At 42.3% G+C, this 16,950-nt stretch carries 14 protein-coding genes and 1 tRNA gene; 3 read left to right on the forward strand and 12 right to left on the reverse strand.

From position 1 onward, the window contains the following. Positions 1-312 (forward strand): hypothetical protein, encoded by a 312-nt coding sequence (locus LOSG293_RS00555; RefSeq protein WP_034525724.1) that lies wholly within the window; start codon positions 1-3, stop codon positions 310-312. A gap of 142 nt (positions 313-454) precedes the next feature. Further along, positions 455-1,336, forward strand: a complete 882-nt coding sequence (locus LOSG293_RS00560; protein WP_034525726.1) for a peptidylprolyl isomerase PrsA — start codon at positions 455-457, stop codon at positions 1,334-1,336. Positions 1,337-1,359: 23 nt separating this feature from the next. Here LOSG293_RS00560 and LOSG293_RS00565 read toward each other — a convergent pair whose 3' ends face one another. The 9 genes from LOSG293_RS00565 to LOSG293_RS00605 form a co-directional block, all read right to left on the reverse strand. Beyond that, positions 1,360-2,343 (reverse strand): 3'-5' exoribonuclease YhaM family protein, encoded by a 984-nt coding sequence (locus LOSG293_RS00565; protein WP_034525728.1) that lies wholly within the window; start codon positions 2,341-2,343, stop codon positions 1,360-1,362. An 18-nt stretch (positions 2,344-2,361) separates the two neighbouring features. Then, positions 2,362-4,881, reverse strand: coding sequence for an ATP-binding protein (locus LOSG293_RS00570; RefSeq protein ID WP_034525730.1), 2,520 nt, complete (start codon positions 4,879-4,881; stop codon positions 2,362-2,364). Beyond that, a complete protein-coding gene (locus LOSG293_RS00575) occupies positions 4,878-6,092 on the reverse strand; it encodes a DNA repair exonuclease (RefSeq protein ID WP_034525733.1) in 1,215 nt (404 codons plus the stop codon). Before LOSG293_RS00575 ends, LOSG293_RS00570 begins: the two co-directional genes overlap by 4 nt. A 68-nt stretch (positions 6,093-6,160) precedes the next feature. Then, positions 6,161-6,502 (reverse strand): YlbF family regulator, encoded by a 342-nt coding sequence (locus LOSG293_RS00580; protein ID WP_034525735.1) that lies wholly within the window; start codon positions 6,500-6,502, stop codon positions 6,161-6,163. A gap of 73 nt (positions 6,503-6,575) precedes the next feature. Further along, a complete protein-coding gene (locus LOSG293_RS00585) occupies positions 6,576-8,693 on the reverse strand; it encodes a transglycosylase domain-containing protein (RefSeq protein ID WP_034525737.1) in 2,118 nt (705 codons plus the stop codon). A 155-nt stretch (positions 8,694-8,848) separates the two neighbouring features. Continuing rightward, positions 8,849-9,316 (reverse strand): arginine repressor, encoded by a 468-nt coding sequence (locus tag LOSG293_RS00590; RefSeq protein WP_034525739.1) that lies wholly within the window; start codon positions 9,314-9,316, stop codon positions 8,849-8,851. Between the two features lie 194 nt (positions 9,317-9,510). Then, on the reverse strand, positions 9,511-11,202 hold the full coding sequence (gene argS, locus LOSG293_RS00595) for an arginine--tRNA ligase (protein WP_034525741.1): 1,692 nt from the start codon (positions 11,200-11,202) through the stop codon (positions 9,511-9,513). 279 nt (positions 11,203-11,481) lie between these two features. Next, positions 11,482-11,552, reverse strand: a tRNA-Gly gene (locus LOSG293_RS00600). A 78-nt stretch (positions 11,553-11,630) separates the two neighbouring features. After that, complete coding sequence (locus LOSG293_RS00605; protein ID WP_034525743.1) at positions 11,631-11,876, reverse strand: hypothetical protein; 246 nt, start codon at positions 11,874-11,876, stop codon at positions 11,631-11,633. Positions 11,877-12,067: 191 nt separating this feature from the next. Between LOSG293_RS00605 and LOSG293_RS00610 the strand changes: the two genes are divergently transcribed. Beyond that, a complete protein-coding gene (locus LOSG293_RS00610; protein WP_034525745.1) occupies positions 12,068-13,306 on the forward strand; it encodes a peptidoglycan recognition protein family protein in 1,239 nt (412 codons plus the stop codon). Between the two features lie 35 nt (positions 13,307-13,341). Here LOSG293_RS00610 and LOSG293_RS00615 read toward each other — a convergent pair whose 3' ends face one another. From LOSG293_RS00615 to LOSG293_RS00625, 3 genes are read right to left on the reverse strand one after another with little or no spacing between them, the layout of a single operon-like run. Continuing rightward, the gene (locus LOSG293_RS00615; RefSeq protein ID WP_034525747.1) at positions 13,342-14,049 is read right to left on the reverse strand and encodes an aspartate/glutamate racemase family protein; all 708 of its coding nucleotides are present in this window, start codon (positions 14,047-14,049) and stop codon (positions 13,342-13,344) included. A gap of 5 nt (positions 14,050-14,054) precedes the next feature. Continuing rightward, positions 14,055-15,320 (reverse strand): carboxylate--amine ligase, encoded by a 1,266-nt coding sequence (locus LOSG293_RS00620; protein WP_034525749.1) that lies wholly within the window; start codon positions 15,318-15,320, stop codon positions 14,055-14,057. Further along, complete coding sequence (locus LOSG293_RS00625) at positions 15,320-16,861, reverse strand: UDP-N-acetylmuramoyl-L-alanyl-D-glutamate--2,6-diaminopimelate ligase (RefSeq protein WP_034525752.1); 1,542 nt, start codon at positions 16,859-16,861, stop codon at positions 15,320-15,322. Before LOSG293_RS00625 ends, LOSG293_RS00620 begins: the two co-directional genes overlap by 1 nt. Positions 16,862-16,950: the final 89 nt, after the last annotated feature.

Consider the following 16,950-nt stretch of genomic DNA (forward strand, 5'->3'; position numbering starts at 1 on the left):
ATGAATAAGTTGCTAAAAGCGTCACTGATTGTTGGCGGAGCCGCAATCGCAACGGACCTCGCACTAAATCCAGATAAAGTTAAGAAGGTAAGTCGAAACGCTAAGGACTTGAAAGAGGACGTACATCACTGGATGGCTACCAAAGAATCAGTCACTCAAAACGTTTCTCAGCTAGAAAAAGCCGTTTCGAACGTCATGCCTGTCATTGACGATATCAATCGAGACATTGAAAAGTTCCAATTCAAGATTCAACCCTACCTTGAAAATCTCGAATCTTTTTCGTTAGATAGTGATAAGAATGTTACAGACTAATTGTGACGTTTTCGTATCCGACTTCTTGCGATTTATTTAAATCCAGGTCGGAAACTTTATTTTAAAGGTGATTGTGTTATATTAGTCAAAGGATATTCGCCCATAAAGGTGAGTAAATTATAATTTAGGATGTGTTCACACGATGAGAAAATGGTTAATTGCACTTGCTGGTGTCTTTCTCAGTTTGACGCTAGTAGCCTGTGGTAACAAAACTGTTGCCACTACTTCTGGTGGCAAGGTCACCGAGAGTGCCTACTACAGTAGCTTGAAGAAGTCTTCAAGTGGTAAGCAGGTTCTTCAACAAATGATCTTAAACAAGGTCTTGGAAAAGGACTACGGCGACAAGGTCAAGAAGAGCGCGGTTAACAAGAAATTCAACGCTTACAAGAAGCAATACGGCTCTTCATTCAAGAGTGTGCTTCAACAAAGTGGCACAACCGCTTCTGAATTAAGAAGTGAAATTCGTTCTAACCTTCTTCTTGAAGAAGCTGTTAAGGACAACACGAAGATTACAGATAAAGCTTTGAATGCCCAATTTAAGAAATTCGAACCTAAAGTTCAAGTTTCTCAAATCTTAGTTGCTAAGAAGTCAACTGCCGAAACTGTTATCGATGGTCTTAAAGACGGTAAGAGCTTCTCATCATTAGCTAAGAAGTACTCTACTGATACAACGACTAAGAACAACGGTGGTAAGATTTCAGCATTCGACAACACCGATACATCACTTGACTCAAGCTTCAAGACCGCTGCATTCAAGTTGAAGACTGGCGAATACACAACTTCACCAGTTAAGACTGATGCTGGTTACTACGTCATCAAGATGGACAAGAATCCTGGCAAGGGCACAATGAAGGAACACAAATCTGAATTAACAGATCAAATCATCCAAGCCAAGATGCAAGATAGCACAACATTACACAACGTTGTCGCTAAGGTCCTTAAGAAGGGTAACGTTAACATCAAAGATAACGACCTGAAGGATATTCTTTCAGACTACCTTTCATCATCAAGCAGCTCAAAATAATGTAAACAAAAACCGGAAAGCTTTTAGCTTTCCGGTTTTTTTGTGTCCTTATCCGTTAACCCTGCACCTTCAAAATCAAAGAAACGCCGGTTATCCATCCCAAAAATCTTCTCTGAAAATTCACCAGGTTGGGTATAATCTAAACCGGTTTGAATGGCCATAATAGAAGCATCCAATTCATCCAAATCGTGCAGAATTTCAGCTTCTAGCAGTTGCGGCCTAACAGGTGATCCATATTCCAAAAGGCCATGATGAGAAAGAATCATGTGCCGTAACAGAACCACGTCTTCAGCCGTCGGATCCAACTTAAGCGTGTCACAGGCTTCCACAATTTCACCGTCGAGCAACGAAATGTGTCCTAACAGATTTCCCTTCACCGTATACTGTGTCGTAACCGGATCAGATAATTCAACTGTTTTGCCCAAATCATGAATAATTGCAGCCGCATACAGCAATGGTGCATTGACCTTTGGATACTGGTCCGCTACTGAATGTGCCAACCTTAAAATTGAAATCGTATGATAGGCTAGCCCACCCTCGTATGCATGGTGGTTTGTCTTAGCCGCAGGGAATGTGAAAAAAGCCGACTGAAACTTGTTAATTAAGAACCGGACAATTCGATTCCATGTAGGATTGGTGATTTCAAACAGAACTTGGTTAATCTCCTCCACCATATCAGACTTTTTCATCGGCGCACGCGTTACAAACAGACCCGGATCGGTCGGCTCACCACCAGCTGGCAGTCGAAGCTGCAAAATTTTCACTTGAGCCTTACCATTATATTCTTCCCGTTTCCCCGTCAAATGGACAACTCGACCAGCTTTGAATGTCTCAATATCTTGCGCTGAAGCGTCCCAGTACATACCAACCATTTCACCGGAGGTGTCTTCAAAAGTAAATGCGATATATTGCTTATTATTCTTCGCTGTTCGAACATCAGCAGCTTTCAGTAACACAAAACTTTCCATTTTCTCGCCCAGTTGATAGGCCATCAATTGTTTCTCCATCAAGCACACCTCCAATAATTACTGTGTTAGTAAGTTAACTTGTGTGGCATCGAATGCCATTTTCACAGTTTCGCCAGCCGTAAAATAAATCACTTGATTTTGTCGACTAATTTCTTCCAACAATTTCAATGCGGTTTGACGTCTAACACCGTCAAAACTGACAAAGGCATCATCGATTAAAATAGGCATCGGCAGTTGACGTCCAATTGTTACAGCAAAGGCTAAAGCAACCGCGAGATACAACTGCTGTGCGGTTCCCTTTGATAACTCAACCACATCAAACTGTTGCTCATCAAAACGAGTGAGCCTAATCCCCTGCTCTGTGAAGTTAACTTCATTATACCTGTTTTGAGTTAAGAGTTTGAAATATGTTTTTGTTAGCGTCAAAATTTCAGGTTGTCGGTTTTGAACGGCTTGATCAACCACCTGACCAACCAGTTTAGCTGCTAACTGATTACTTAACCACTCAAATACTAAATCATTAATTTGCTCCTCTTTAGCGGCCTGTTGCTGCAAGAGCTCCTCATAGGTCGCATCTTGAGTCAGCCGAGCAACTTGCATTTTCGTCTCGGCTAACTTCAAAGTTGTCACTTGCTGCTGATCATTTAATTTGGATAGCTGAGTTGCCAACTGGTTTACTTTAGTTTGCAAAGTAGCCAGCTGGTCATATTGACCTAACTCCGAGAGAAGATCAGGCGTTAATTCGGTGTTCAGCGCAGATTGTGTGGCCCGATCTTGAACCGCCGCCTGCTGCTGATGATAATGGGTTTCAAAATCAGCCACTGAAACTTCTCGATTTTGCGCCAGTAACGCTTGCATGGCTGCTGTCTGTGTCACGATTGCGCGTTGGATTTCGGCCGAACGTTGCTGAAGAATTTTTTGATTCGTTAGAGACTCCGTATTTGTCCGCTCTTCCACCTCAACTTCATTGAGATGTCGTTTCAGATCGGCAAAAAAGGTAGCCTGTGGCATCGGTTGATTTAAAAGACTCTGCCAACGCTGTTGATAATCGGTCAATTTTTGTTCAGCTAATTTGACTTGTGTTTGGGCATTTGTGAGCTCACCTTGATTCTTTTCAAGCGTCTGCAACTTTGCTTGAATCACAAACCATTGGCTATAAGGAAATGACTGCATCTGAAACGCTGCAGAAATTTCACGTAATCGGGTTTCTGAGCCAGTTTGGTTTCCAAACGAGGTGGATCTAGGTGATTGAACGTTGCCGCCTTGGAGAACACCATATCCGATCAACCATAGGCCGACTATTGCACCAAATACCTTGACACCACCAGGCAGAAACAATAACCCTAGTAATAAAATCGCTGTCCCGGCAATTGACCAGCTATTAACATAAGAGCGTTGAGACGTAATTGATTGATTCGCAGCAACCCGACTCCGACTGGTTTGACGAGAAGGTTGCGTCTCCAATAAACGCGAGACTTCTGCCTCCGTAGCAACGTCAAACGGAATGGTATCCCCCACATCCGCGCTTAACTGTTCTTGCTCCCAGGCCAACTTTTCAACGGTCTGCTTAAAATCTGAAAGCCGTAATTGCGTCTGCAACATTTCAGGCAACTGGTCGACTAATTGCTGCCAGTTCCCCAAATTCTGTTGCTTAATCCGCATTAAACGAGATTGTGTCCCGTTTGGAGCTTGTCTCTGCTCCAAGGCGTTTAGTTGTTGCTGCAGTTGTTCTAAGGCCATTTGTAATTTAAGGAATTGTTGCCAAGTTGATTCCGTAATTTCACTTGTATGACCAGTGTCACTCAATTTTGAGCTAAGCGTATGATAACGTTCATAAGCTGGCCAGTAATTGACTAGTGATTGTAAATGCTGATGCTGATTCGTTATTTGCTGAATCGTTTCATGTGCTTCTTCAAGCTGTTTCTTCAAAGATTCAGCTAACTGCACCAAGTCTTGATAATGCCGATAATCCTGTCTCTTAACTTGAATTTTTTGACCTAATTGATGCTGATTTTCCAATTCAACCGCTATCGGTTGCTTGCGACCTCTCGGGCGATAAAGCTCATCTGAACGAGCCTTGAAGGCATCAATCATTTCGGTCAGCGTATGACTGCCCACCGTCCCTATCAGGCGAATTCGGTTAGCAATATCCTGCTGAGTAAGTTGCAACACTGCATCTAATTTGTGATCAGTTAAATTAAAGACCTCGTCATACAACGCCATATCAATCGGATTAATTAAGGTATGCAGGTCTTGATGGGGTAAATCCGTCTGAGAAGTTATATTTTTTAGCTTAAAATCTCCTCCTGCCTTTCCCGCAACCCGCGTCAATTGATACGCTGTATGATTATGTTCAAAGAAGAGTTCACCACCATATCGGGAGCTATTCTTGGGCTCATAACGATTTAGTGACGATTTACGCGTCGGAAAACCAAACAGCATATCATGAATAAACCGGGCAATCGTCGTTTTTCCTGCCTCGTTTGGGCCAACGAAGGCTTGAAACTGAGAATCAATCTCAATAGTCTGATCGACGAACTTACCATAGCCATAAATCACTAATTTGGTGATTTTCATAAATGTTGTTCCTCACTTTCCGCTCGTTCAATTTGCAGCCGATCAAGTACATTTTGGAAAAGTGCTTGTTGCGTTTGTGGATTTTGAAAATGGTCAGCAATGAAGCCTTCAGAAAAAAGGTTGTCTGCAAGTTCAGCAACAACTTCAGATTTAAAAATAGCTTGCTTGGCTCGCTCAAAGTACGCTTGATCGACATCGGCAAATGGTGTTGCAACCGGGACTGCCTGAAGTTTGATTTCATAGGGCCAATAAGCAACCTGATTGGCCAGCTTAGCCTGAATTCGTTCCAAAAATGAGCCATTCTCCAAGGCAATCAATAGTTCACTCGCCGCCTCTTTTCGACTCCGGAGTTGTAGTTTGAAAAGACTTAGCTTAGTGGTAGGCTGCTGATTCAACACGTTCAATACTTGGCCTTCCAGCTCTGCAGTCGTTTGAATGTCATCAATTGGGACATCCAATGTTCGCCAAACCACTGTATCCGTTTCGAAAAAGTCAACCCGTGGTGCTCTTGATTTGTCCATTTCAACCAGTAAAGCACCTTTTTCACCAGTCTCATTCTGATTGCGTCCCTGAGGCGTTCCTGCATAATAAGCCGGAATAGTAGGATCAAGTTGACCCGCCTTGTGAATATGTCCAAGTGCCCAATAATCAAAATTAGATTGCCGCAGGTCCCCGAGCGAAAACGGGGCGTAATGATCTTGGTCTCCTGAACTCAAGGCACCGTGGAGCAAGGCCACATTATGATCAGCGTCTGATGCCATCTGCATTTGTTGTGCGAAATCGGTACTTAACCATCTAGTGGGATAACTAAAACCCGTGATGGCTACCTGTTCACCACTAGACGTCGTTAACCGTTTAGTGCTAACGTGTGCACCAAAAATCTGAACATTTTCTGGCATTAGAAAATCAGGTTTCACTTGAGCCGAATAATCGTGGTTCCCCCAACTAATAAAGACTGGGATGCCCACCTGGTTAAGCCGTTCTAACTGTTGTGTTAAGAAAACTTGCGCTTTAACGCTTTGCGTCTCTCGATCAAACAGATCCCCCACCATAACCACGAAATCGACTGATTCGCTGATGGCTCGGTCAATAATGGCGATGACCGCCTTTTCACTAGATTCAGTAATCAGCTGCCAGATTGGTGCCGGTGCATTTTTTAAACCCAAAAATGGGCTATCAAGATGCAGATCCGCCGTATGAATAAATTTCAATTTCTCACCCCGCTAATAAAAAGGCCGAAGTTATAAAAACAACTTCGACGTTTTTCAACCACCTAACTTTAATTACGATAAAGTTCTTGAATTGGTTGTGTAATGACTTGATTTAATTGTTGAAGAAGATCGTTAACCTTTTTTTCGTGATCCATTAAGGCTTTAATTTCATCGAACTGACCAACTTTTTCAGCGATGTCATGGGCCTTCTTGATTTCATCTTCCGCTAGTTCTTCACCTTGCATTTGCTTCTTTTGCAAGGTCAATTGAATTTCTTGGAAGTCTTTGAAGATATCGTATGCGGCTTGGTTGGCCTTGATGCTAGCGTACGCATCTGATAACCCCTTAAATTCTTCTGATGCGGCCAAATCTTTTTGGATCTGTCCGGCTGTTGCCATAATGTCTGCCATGGATGCATCCTCCTATTTATTCATTAGTTTATTTTATCATTAATGCCCCAAGATGACTATGAGCCGAGAGGAATCATTCCAAAATCTGCTTAGCTCTACCCCATAAATCTTTCACTGCCTGAGCAGCTCCCGAGGCACCTTTAGCAACCGAATCCCCAACATCGGACGCACTCTTAGAGATACTATCCCAAAGGCTACTTGAGTCATTTTTACCACTCTTCGCTATCGTTGCCGCATCCTGGGTATTGAAGGCTGTGTTGTTTGTATAAGGAAGAATCGCCTGCATCTCATTCTTAAAGAGCGGTGCGACCCCGGTGGTACTGATATTCTCTAGGTGATCGGTCTTGGTTGTATTATCGAACCCTTCCCAGGTGGCCACCACAATATCGGGGGTATAGCCAACAATCCATTTATCTCGAGTGGCATCGCTAGAAGAAATGCCATCCGCTTCAGTACTACCCGTTTTACCGGCAACAGTATAGCCGTACGGTTTAGCACTCGCACCACTCCCGCTGTTGAAGACAACCATCATCATGCTGGTCATCGTCTTAGCTACTTTCTTGGTCATGATCCGTTTAGTTGAAACGTCAGGTGAATCCACCACCACTTTGCCAGATGCATCAACAATCTTGGTAATGTAGTGGGCCTGAGTGACTTGACCGCCATTTGCAAACGCCGTATAAGCTGCGGCCAATTGCTGTGGTGAAACCCCGGTGTTAAGACCACCGAGGGCTAAAGCCAAGTTTTTATCCTTCTTAGTAACCGGGATACCAAAGTTCTTGACTGATTCGTACCCTTTATTAACGCCAATCTTATTTAAAAGCCAAACAGCCGGGATGTTCAGACTTTGAGATAAAGCTTCATACATCGGCACCTTGTCTTGGTAGACCCCGCCATAGTTCTTAGGGGCGTACTTATTTGTCCCAAAGGTCTGCTTCTTATCACTTAATTGAGAATCATAGAAATAGCCCTGTTGCAAGGCTGGCGTGTAAACAGCTAGCGGTTTCATCGTTGATCCGGGCTGACGTCGCATTTGCGTTGCTCGGTTATAGCCTCGGAAAACATGTTTGCCCCGACCACCCACTACTGCCATGACGCCACCATCTGACGGATTCAGCGCAATCGACGCAGCTTGAACCTTAGTTCCATCAGTAGAATTAGCTGGGAATAGGTACGGATTCTTAAACTGCGTTTGCATTTGCTTTTGATAGTTTTGATCTAAATTCGTGTAAATCTTGTAACCACGGTTCATAATTTCTGATTCCGTCAGACCGTACTTATTGATTGCTTCGTCAATGACGGCATCAAAATAATAAGGATAACGATACGAACTCTTATACGTGTATCCATCTACGGTTGTCATTGCCGTCGCTTGATAAGTGGTCGTCTGAGCTGCGGTCAGCTTACCGGTTTCTTTCATAAGACCAAGCACAACATTTCGTCGTTGTTTGGAGGCTTGAGGGTGATCAATCGGATTATAAGCACTAGGCGACGTTAACATTCCTGCTAAAGTCGCTGATTCTGGAACGGTTAACTGACTCGCCGACTTGCCAAAATACTTTTCTGCCGCATCCTGAACACTCCAAATACCATTGCCAAAATAAGCGTTGTTCAGGTACATCGACAAAATATCTTTCTTGGAATAGACATTTTCCACTTCGACCGCTAAGAAAAGTTCCTTGGCCTTCCGCGTGAAGCTTTGCTCTTGAGACAAGAAAGCATTCTTCACCAGTTGCTGGGTCAGCGTACTTCCCCCACCGCTAATGAAATCGCGACCTAATAATTTATTTTTGCTGTACAAGTAAAAGGCCCGCAAAATTCCCTTGATTGAGAAGCCATATTCATGGTAGAAATTGCGATCTTCAGTTGAAATAACGGCATTTTGCACGTTAACTGATATTTTATCTAAACTAACATATGTCCCTTTTTGGGAGAGTAACGTCCCCGCTTTTTTCCCCGCGTTATCGTAAACCACCGTTGGCTGTTCCAATGCCGCTTTTAAATTCTCGACATCGGCCGTTTTGGCTTGGTAAGTCAAAATACCACTCACTAGTAAAACAACTGCTAGAATTGCTGCAATTAGCACTCTGGTTAGTTGGAATCGATACCAAATTTTTTTGAGCCAACTATTAAACGGCGCCATCGCTTTTCGAACCGTTGCGAGAAACTCCCTAAATCCACTCTTTCTCATGTTGATTGCATTTCCTCGTTTACTAAAATAATAGTTTTATTGTAGCATACCGGCTTTTCAGGACCATCCAGTTAATAAAAACATATCATAAATTTTACGAACCCTTAAAAACAAAAAAATCGAGGAAGCTTAAACTTTCTCGACATTAATTCTAGTTAATGGACAATATCTGGATTCATATTATCTGCGATTTGTTCGTTTAGTGTTTTAGCCACCTCTTCAGATGGACTAATAATGAAAATTGTATCGTGACCTGCTAAGGTACCGGCGATTTCAGGCATATCTAAATCATCGAAAATGGCCGCCAATAGATTACCATTACTAGGTAACGTTCTGACGATATTAATAAATTCAACCCGGGTTAACCCTGTGACCACTTCGTTAATTGTTTCTCTAAGGTGTTCCTTTTCACTCTTATTACCAGCCTTAAAAATCGTATAACGCAAGTTGCCTTGTCCGTCCTGGGCTTTAACAATTTGCATCTCCCTAATATCACGCGAGATGGTTGCTTGGGTTGCTTTAATCCCCGTGTCCTCAAGGCGAACCATTAAGTCTTCTTGTGTTCCAATCGGATATTGATTAATCAGCTGTTCAATTCTCGCTTGGCGAATACTCTTCTTCATCACGCTACCCCCTTATGACATAAATCGCCTTTATTATAACAAAATTAGAGAATATAAGCGAATTTATTTTGAATATTTATTAAAACTAATCGGGTTCGTGATTCTTTCGTACCGTTTTCATGAACATTTGCTGAATAAAAATACCCCCGAGGACAAATGCCATCGAGGGTAAATCTTAATCTATTATCATTTAACTACATTTGGTCTGGCGCTTTAACACCTAACAGACGAAGGGATTCCTTCAAAACAATTGAAACACTCTTAACGAGGGCCAAACGAGCTGACTTTTGATCGTCTTCTTCAAGAATCTTTGAGTGCGCATAGTACTTGTTAAACGTCTTAGCAAGACGAATTGAGTACTTGGCGATGTCTGATGGCTCAAATTCTTCTCTAGCTTGGATAACCGTTGCTGGGAAGTCTGCAAGCGTCTTGATTGTATCCCAAGCTTCAGGATCCGTCATAATGGTCTCGTCAGCGCTAACTTCAGTTGCACCGGCTTTTCTCAAAAGACTTTCGGCACGGGCATGTGAGTATTGAACATAAGGTCCAGTCTCACCTTCAAAACGAAGTTGATCGGCTAAGTTAAAGTCGATACTGTTCGTCCGTTCGTTCTTCAAATCACCAAAGACAATGGCACCAACACCAACTTCTTTGGCAACCTCATCCTTGTTTGGTAAGTCTGGGTTCTTCTCTGAAATTTGTTTTTTGGCCATTTCGATGGATTCGTCAAGCACTTCATCAAGAAGAATAATCCGACCTGAACGAGTTGAAAGCTTCTTGCCGTCAACCGTGATCAAACCAAATGGAATGTAGTGCAAGTTTTCGGCTGATGGTAAGCCCATTTCAAGTAAAACAGCCTTCAATTGTGCAAAGTAGTAAGCTTGTTCTGAACCAACCACGTAAAGGTTCAAAGCTGGGTGGTAGGTCTTGTCACGATGAATTGCCGTTGCAATATCACGGGTGATGTATAGTGAAGCACCATCACTCTTTAAGATTAAGGCTGGGTTCAAGTCGTACTTTTCAAGATCAACCACTTGAGCACCTTGAGATTCATGCATCAAGCCTTTTTTGTTTAACCAGTCGATACCTTCTTGCATCTTATCGTTGTAGAAAGCTTCACCATTGTAAGTGTCAAATTCAACACCCAACTTTTCATAAACGGCGTTAAATGATTTCAATGATTCTTCACGGAACCATGACCAAAGTCTCGTTGCTTCGGCGTCGCCTTCTTCAAGCTTCTTGAACCATTCACGAGCTTCATCATCTAATTCAGGATGCTCAACGTCTTCCTTGTGGAAACGAACATAGTAGTCCACCAAATGTTTGATTGGATCTTTCTTAACGTCTTCTTCATTACCCCACATCTTGTAAGCAACGATTAACTTACCAAATTGGGTTCCCCAGTCACCTAAGTGATTATCTTTAATTGGGTTGTAACCATTCTTCTTCAAAATGTTAGCAATTGAATTCCCAATAACAGTTGAACGTAAGTGTCCCATTGACATTGGCTTAGCAATGTTTGGTGAGGACATATCAATTGGCACGTTGCCACCCTTACCAAGATTGTTGCTTCCGTATTCAGAGCCATCAGTTAAAACTTGATGCAAAATATCTGCACTGAAAACGGCCTTGTCCAAGAAGAAGTTAAGGTATGGGCCAACCGATTCAACTTTTTCAAATTGTGATTGGTCAATCTTTTCAAGTAATTCCGTTGCGATTTGTTGTGGTGCCTTTTTTAATACCTTAGCCAATGCAAAAGCTGGAAAGGCAAAATCACCCATTTTTGAATCCTTTGGACGTTCGATTTTGTTGTAAACGTCTTCTGTACTTAAAGCGCCGTCAATGGCACTCGATAATGCTGCTGCAACTTGCTGTTTGTAATCCATATCAATACCTCCAGTATTCAACCTAAGTTCATTATAACAGTGATAAAAATGAATAAAAAAAATCCCTCACAAAATTTACTTTGCAAGAGACGAGAAAACCCGCGGTACCACTCTAATTGATAGTTAATCCACTTAATATCTAATTGTAAATTCTAAAAAGCGCGGTTCATCAGTGCCCTTCCTTGGCTTTCACCGTCCCAAGGTCGCTACATCAATGGCTAACTGACTACTCCTCTTTTATCTTCGAATTAGAATCCAGTCGTAAAATCCTGCATTCTAAGCGGGTGACGGGAATCGAACCCGCGACACAAGCTTGGGAAGCTTGAATTTTACCACTAAACTACACCCGCAATAACAGAAATTACTATACCACACTTTTGGTGGTTTTGTCAGTAATCTCTGGTTGAAATTGCAGAAAAGCTGGATTTTTAAGCATCCATTTTAGCATCTTCAACTGGTACTTCAGGTGATGCTTTGAGTAACTTAGTTACCTTTTTACTAACAACAGCGCGTTCATTAAAATCGGTCACTGTCACACGATCTTCTGGATCGTACTTATCGATATGGACCAACACTGTATTCTCATAGACCTTTTCAATTGTACCTTCAAAGTCGTGTTCCAATGAATTAAATTTTTGCGCCTTAACGTAATCCCCTAATTTAAGTTCTGCCATAATCGGTCACCCACGCTTTCTCGTTTTCAAGATATTATCAAAGTCTCTTTGTGAATTCAAGGCAAAATTTGCAAAAATATTCGATAAAATATGATTGCTTATCCAATCCATCATCGATTCTATTAGGCTAATGCGCAAAAATACGATATAATCAGCTTCAAATGGGGCATTATTAATTTGGAGGGATAATTATGATAACCAAAAAATGGCAACTTATTCTTGGTGGACTCACACTAGTTGGCCTGGCAACTAGCACAGGCCAATCGGCAGAAGCAAGTAGTGCTGTCAACAACTACATCAGTTCACAGGGCTACCAAAACGCTAGCATTACTAAATCCATCTGGAGTGGGTTTCCAAAAAATAGCTATCGCAATGGCAAGCCTGAGGGTGTGGTTGTGCACGAAACGGCCAACCCAAATTCAACTATCTATAACGAAATTGCTTATATGAAATCAAATTACCAAAATGCATTTGTACATACATTTATCGATTCTACGAACATCATTAACATCGCGAATCCAGCTTATCTAAGCTGGGGATCCGGACCAGTCGCCAATGCTCGCTTTGTTCAATTTGAACAAGTTGAAGTTCATTCTAAATCTGCATTTGCTCGTGAGGTTAACAACGCGGCTTATTATACCGCCTACACGTTGCAGCAGTATGGTTTAACTCCTAGTCGTGGAACTGCTAAAGGTGGCACAGTTTACTCTCACCACGATGTCAGTACCTATCTAGGTGGTACAGATCACACCGATCCTGACGGTTATTGGGCAAGTGCAGGAAAGAACTATTTCGGTCAAGCTTACACAATGACTGATTTTATGAGTTTAGTGAATACGAAATACAGTGCTTTGGGTGGTCCGTCAACCACAACTGAAACCACTCCACCGGCTACTGCCCCAACTGTTACTAAGCCAGCCGGGAAAGTGACCTACTACCATGGTTCAAATAATGAAACTGCCATTTTAAAATCAAACTACACTAAATATTCCGTCTATAACCACGTTAAAGGCACCAGTAACGCCGTTAAGATTGGTTGGCAGGCACTGACTGATGATTATGCCGGCCGTATGGTTTACGTCGACAGTCGCGGTGTTAAGAGCGCTGGCTGGTCAGGGACCTGGTACCGAATTCGATTCAGTAAATTAGCAACCGCACCCAAGTATTGGGTTTACTCTGGTACCATCAGTTTCCCAACCATCAAATATGCCAAGGCTAGCGGAACAGTGAAATTGGCCCAAAACAGCACACCACTTTATAACCACGTGCTAAATTCTCGTTTCTTATCCAAAAAGGTCAGTTCTAGCAATAGCTATCCAAAAACAAAATTCAAAATTAATCAAAATGCTACCATAAACAATAAACTTTGGTACCGAATTATCAGTGGGAAAACTACTTACTGGATACCATCAACTGGAATTACCAAATAACTAAAAAAGAATCGCCAATTGGCGATTCTTTTTGTTTACTTTTGTTCCTTTAAGGCTAATTCAAGTGTTCTATCCACTAAAACTGACTGCGCATCAATGATGTTAAGCCCTTCAATTGGTTCACGTTCTTGTGCCAATGATAACTCAGTACAGCCTAAGATCACGACATCACAATTCATTTCATCAAACATTTGCTGAACAAACTCATGATAAAGGTTACGATCAACGATGTCTTGATCCTTGATGTCATCATAAATCAATTCATTCGTTTTTTCTTGAATCTCTTTGGAAGGTCGTACAAATTCGTATCCAGCTGATTCAATTTCTTCATCATAAATATGATCCGCAATAGTGCCACGAGTCGCAACGATTCCTACTCGTTTGGCATCCGGATATTGAGCCTGAATTTCTTTAACAGCCTCCCGTGGCATATGCAAAATTGGGGCATTTGCTGTAGCTTGTAGCTCTTCAAAGAAATAATGAGCCGTATTACATGGTATCGTGTAAAAGTCCGGATTCATGGCATTTAACTGCTCAATATCCTCTTGCAATGGCAATAGAGGACTTGGCTTACTGTGGTCTAAAATATAGTCAGACCGATCAGGTACCGTCGCATGATTAATGAGCACGTAGTCCAAATAATCTTGGTCTTGATGTGCCGGTGTCCGTTGGTTTAACTGATGAATATAGCTTTCCGTGGCCATGGTTCCCATGCCACCTAAAATAGTAAAAAACTTTTTCAATAGTTCTACCCCTTATTTTCGGCGAAGTAACGGTCAAAATTCTTGGCGTAAATGTGATTCATCCACTTATTTAACAGCCAACGTTTCGGATTCATATCCTTAGAATAGGCAAAGGTCGTTCCAAACTGCTTTCGATTGATCAAATCAACTGCAATTGCTTTTTCCTCATTGTCCCGGGCGTACTTCTTAAAGACACGAGCGGGAACGCCAAGCCACAACTGGCGTTTAGATTCATCACGATTTCCGTAGACAGTCTCTTGATTCTCCAACTGACCAGTAACGTAGTCTTGAACGACCCAATCTGCTAAATTGTAACCATTTAGCGTGACGAAGAAACTACTACGTCCCTGACGCAGGTTAATTTCGAACAACTTGAATGTTTGGTCACGCGAATCATACTTCATATCGAAGTTTGCGTAGCCAGTAAACTGAATGGCTTCCAAGAAGGCTTGAATTTGATCATAAACGGCTTGGTTATACTCGGGTAAAATTGCCACGTAGTTCCCAATAGCTGATGGTGAAGGATCTTCCAGCAATGGATGGCCTAGGCACATCATTTTCACATGATGATTTTGATCCACATAGGCGTTCAAAACACGCATGTTACTATCGTCCCCAGGAATAAAGTCTTGCAAGATAAAATCAGACTTGTATCCATTCGTGTAAGCTAAGTCAACAATCCGGTCAAACTCTTCACGACTTTGAATCCGGAACGCCTTTTTCCGACCTTCGAAATGCACATCTAGCCACTCCACACTGTTAGCAGGCTTAAGTGCTACCGGATAGTCGAATGGTTGTTCAATACGCCCTCCTTCATCGTGCATTTGTTTCGTCACGATACTGGTCTTAGGATAAGGCAGGTTGTATTGATCACAAATTTTGTAGAAGTTTTCTTTGTTGTTCAATTGCTTCAACAAATCAAAATCAATATAAGGACAAACAAACGTATCTGACAATTCAGCTTTATGCTTTGAAATTAGTTCTGCATAGCCATCCCCACATCCAATCAGAATAACCGGTTCATCATGGTCAGCATAACACTTTTTGATTTCCCGCATTGATTCGATCCAGACGGGATCCTCATCGAAGCCATCGATTAACTCTAAATCAACGACTTTAGTAAAACGAGTTGGCGCTAATTGAATACTAGCAAACGCCTTAACTGGCTTGCCATACAATTCATAGAATGAGCGCGCCATCCCATAAACGTTAAAATCACTTCCCAACAGAATGGGCGTGAATTGGACATCTGTTTTCGTTTCGGTTGTCATCATTCAATCTCCTCAACAATAGTTTTTGCAACGGTCACATCGGATGGGTATGGCGTATCAACGCCCTTCACCTTTTGGTAGGGGTCTTCACCCTTCCCTGCGATAACCACGATATCGTCATTGGAACTAGATTCAATGGCCTCGCGAATCGCACTAATTCGATCCATATTGAAATGAACCGTCACTTTTTCGTGATCAATGTGCTGATCAATGGCATCCGCAATCGCTTTTGGATCCTCAAATCCAGGATCATCTGCGGTTAAATAAGCCACATCAGCTTCTTCAGAAAGGGCTTTACCAAAGCCTTCCCGCCGCGAGATACCTTTGTCACCGGCACTACCAACGACCGCAATCACTTCTCCGGCATCCGTCTGCTTCTTCAAGAAGGCAAGTAACGCCCGCATGCTGGCGTAATTATGTGCGTAGTCAATATAAATTGTGCCATGATGCTTGGTTTTGATGTACTCCATCCGACCAGGAACGTGAATATCGGGTAATGCTGTTTGGGCTGCTGCCTGATTAGCACCCGCTAACCCAGCTGCAATAATAGCACTTGTTGCATTACCTTCGTTATAATCACCAGGAATGTGAACCGTATAATTGGCCGCCACTCCCAGTGCCTGGGCTTTTTCAGTTCTGGCGTTCAGGGCAAATTCACTACCATGTAGCGACTCCGCTTGATTTTCAATTTCAAAATCAATGGTCACGTCACTTGGTACCTGGGCACCTTTTTTAGAAAATAGATAAATTGATTCCGGTTGTGTAGTCGCTTTTGCTGCACCATAAACATCAGCAAAATGTGCCGTTTCAGCATTAATCACACATCGCTTGGCATTAACTAAGAGCTGTTCCTTACAGTGCAAATAATCTGCAAAGGTTGGATGCTCGTTTCGGCCGACATGGTCCGGTGTGATATTGAGAAAAACTCCGACATCAAATTTTAAACCAAAAACGCGATTACGCTTATAAGCTTGTGACGAAACTTCCATCACTAAATGAGTCATCCCATTTGTCACTGCCGTGCGCATATCATGAAACAGATCGAGCGACTCTGGCGTCGTGAGATTTGATTTAAAGTGTTGATCTGGTTGTGAGCCCACAAACCGATCAATCGTCGAAAATAACGCCGTCTTTTCATCGGTACTCGTTTGCAAAATGCCCCGAGTAAAGTATGCCGAGGTGGTCTTTCCCTTGGTTCCGGTAATCCCAACGATAAACAAATCATTTTGCGGATAATCATAAAAGGCAGCACCCACTAAAGACATGGCTTTTTGAATGTCAGTCACGATGATTGCACTCAAGCCGTCCCCTTCGGCGTAGCTTTGCTCAGCCACGTAAGCCGTTGCCCCCTGATTGCGGGCACTTGTTAGATATACCGGTTTAAAATTTCCCTTACAGAAAAAAAGTGTATCAGCCGTTACCTGACGGGAATCATAAGTCACAGCTTTGAATGCTTGATCTGTATCCTTTGCCAGCGTCACAGATTTCAACAAATGGTGCTCTTTAAGTAACACGATTGTTTCCCTAATGCCGAGTGACATAAAACATTCATCTCCAACTAATCATTTAGGTTTATTATTTCACGAATATGTAAAAAAGGAAACTGGGTTAGCAAACTGACAGCAAAACT

It is taken from the genome of Secundilactobacillus oryzae JCM 18671 (assembly GCF_000740055.1).
GTDB classification, from domain to species: domain Bacteria; phylum Bacillota; class Bacilli; order Lactobacillales; family Lactobacillaceae; genus Secundilactobacillus; species Secundilactobacillus oryzae.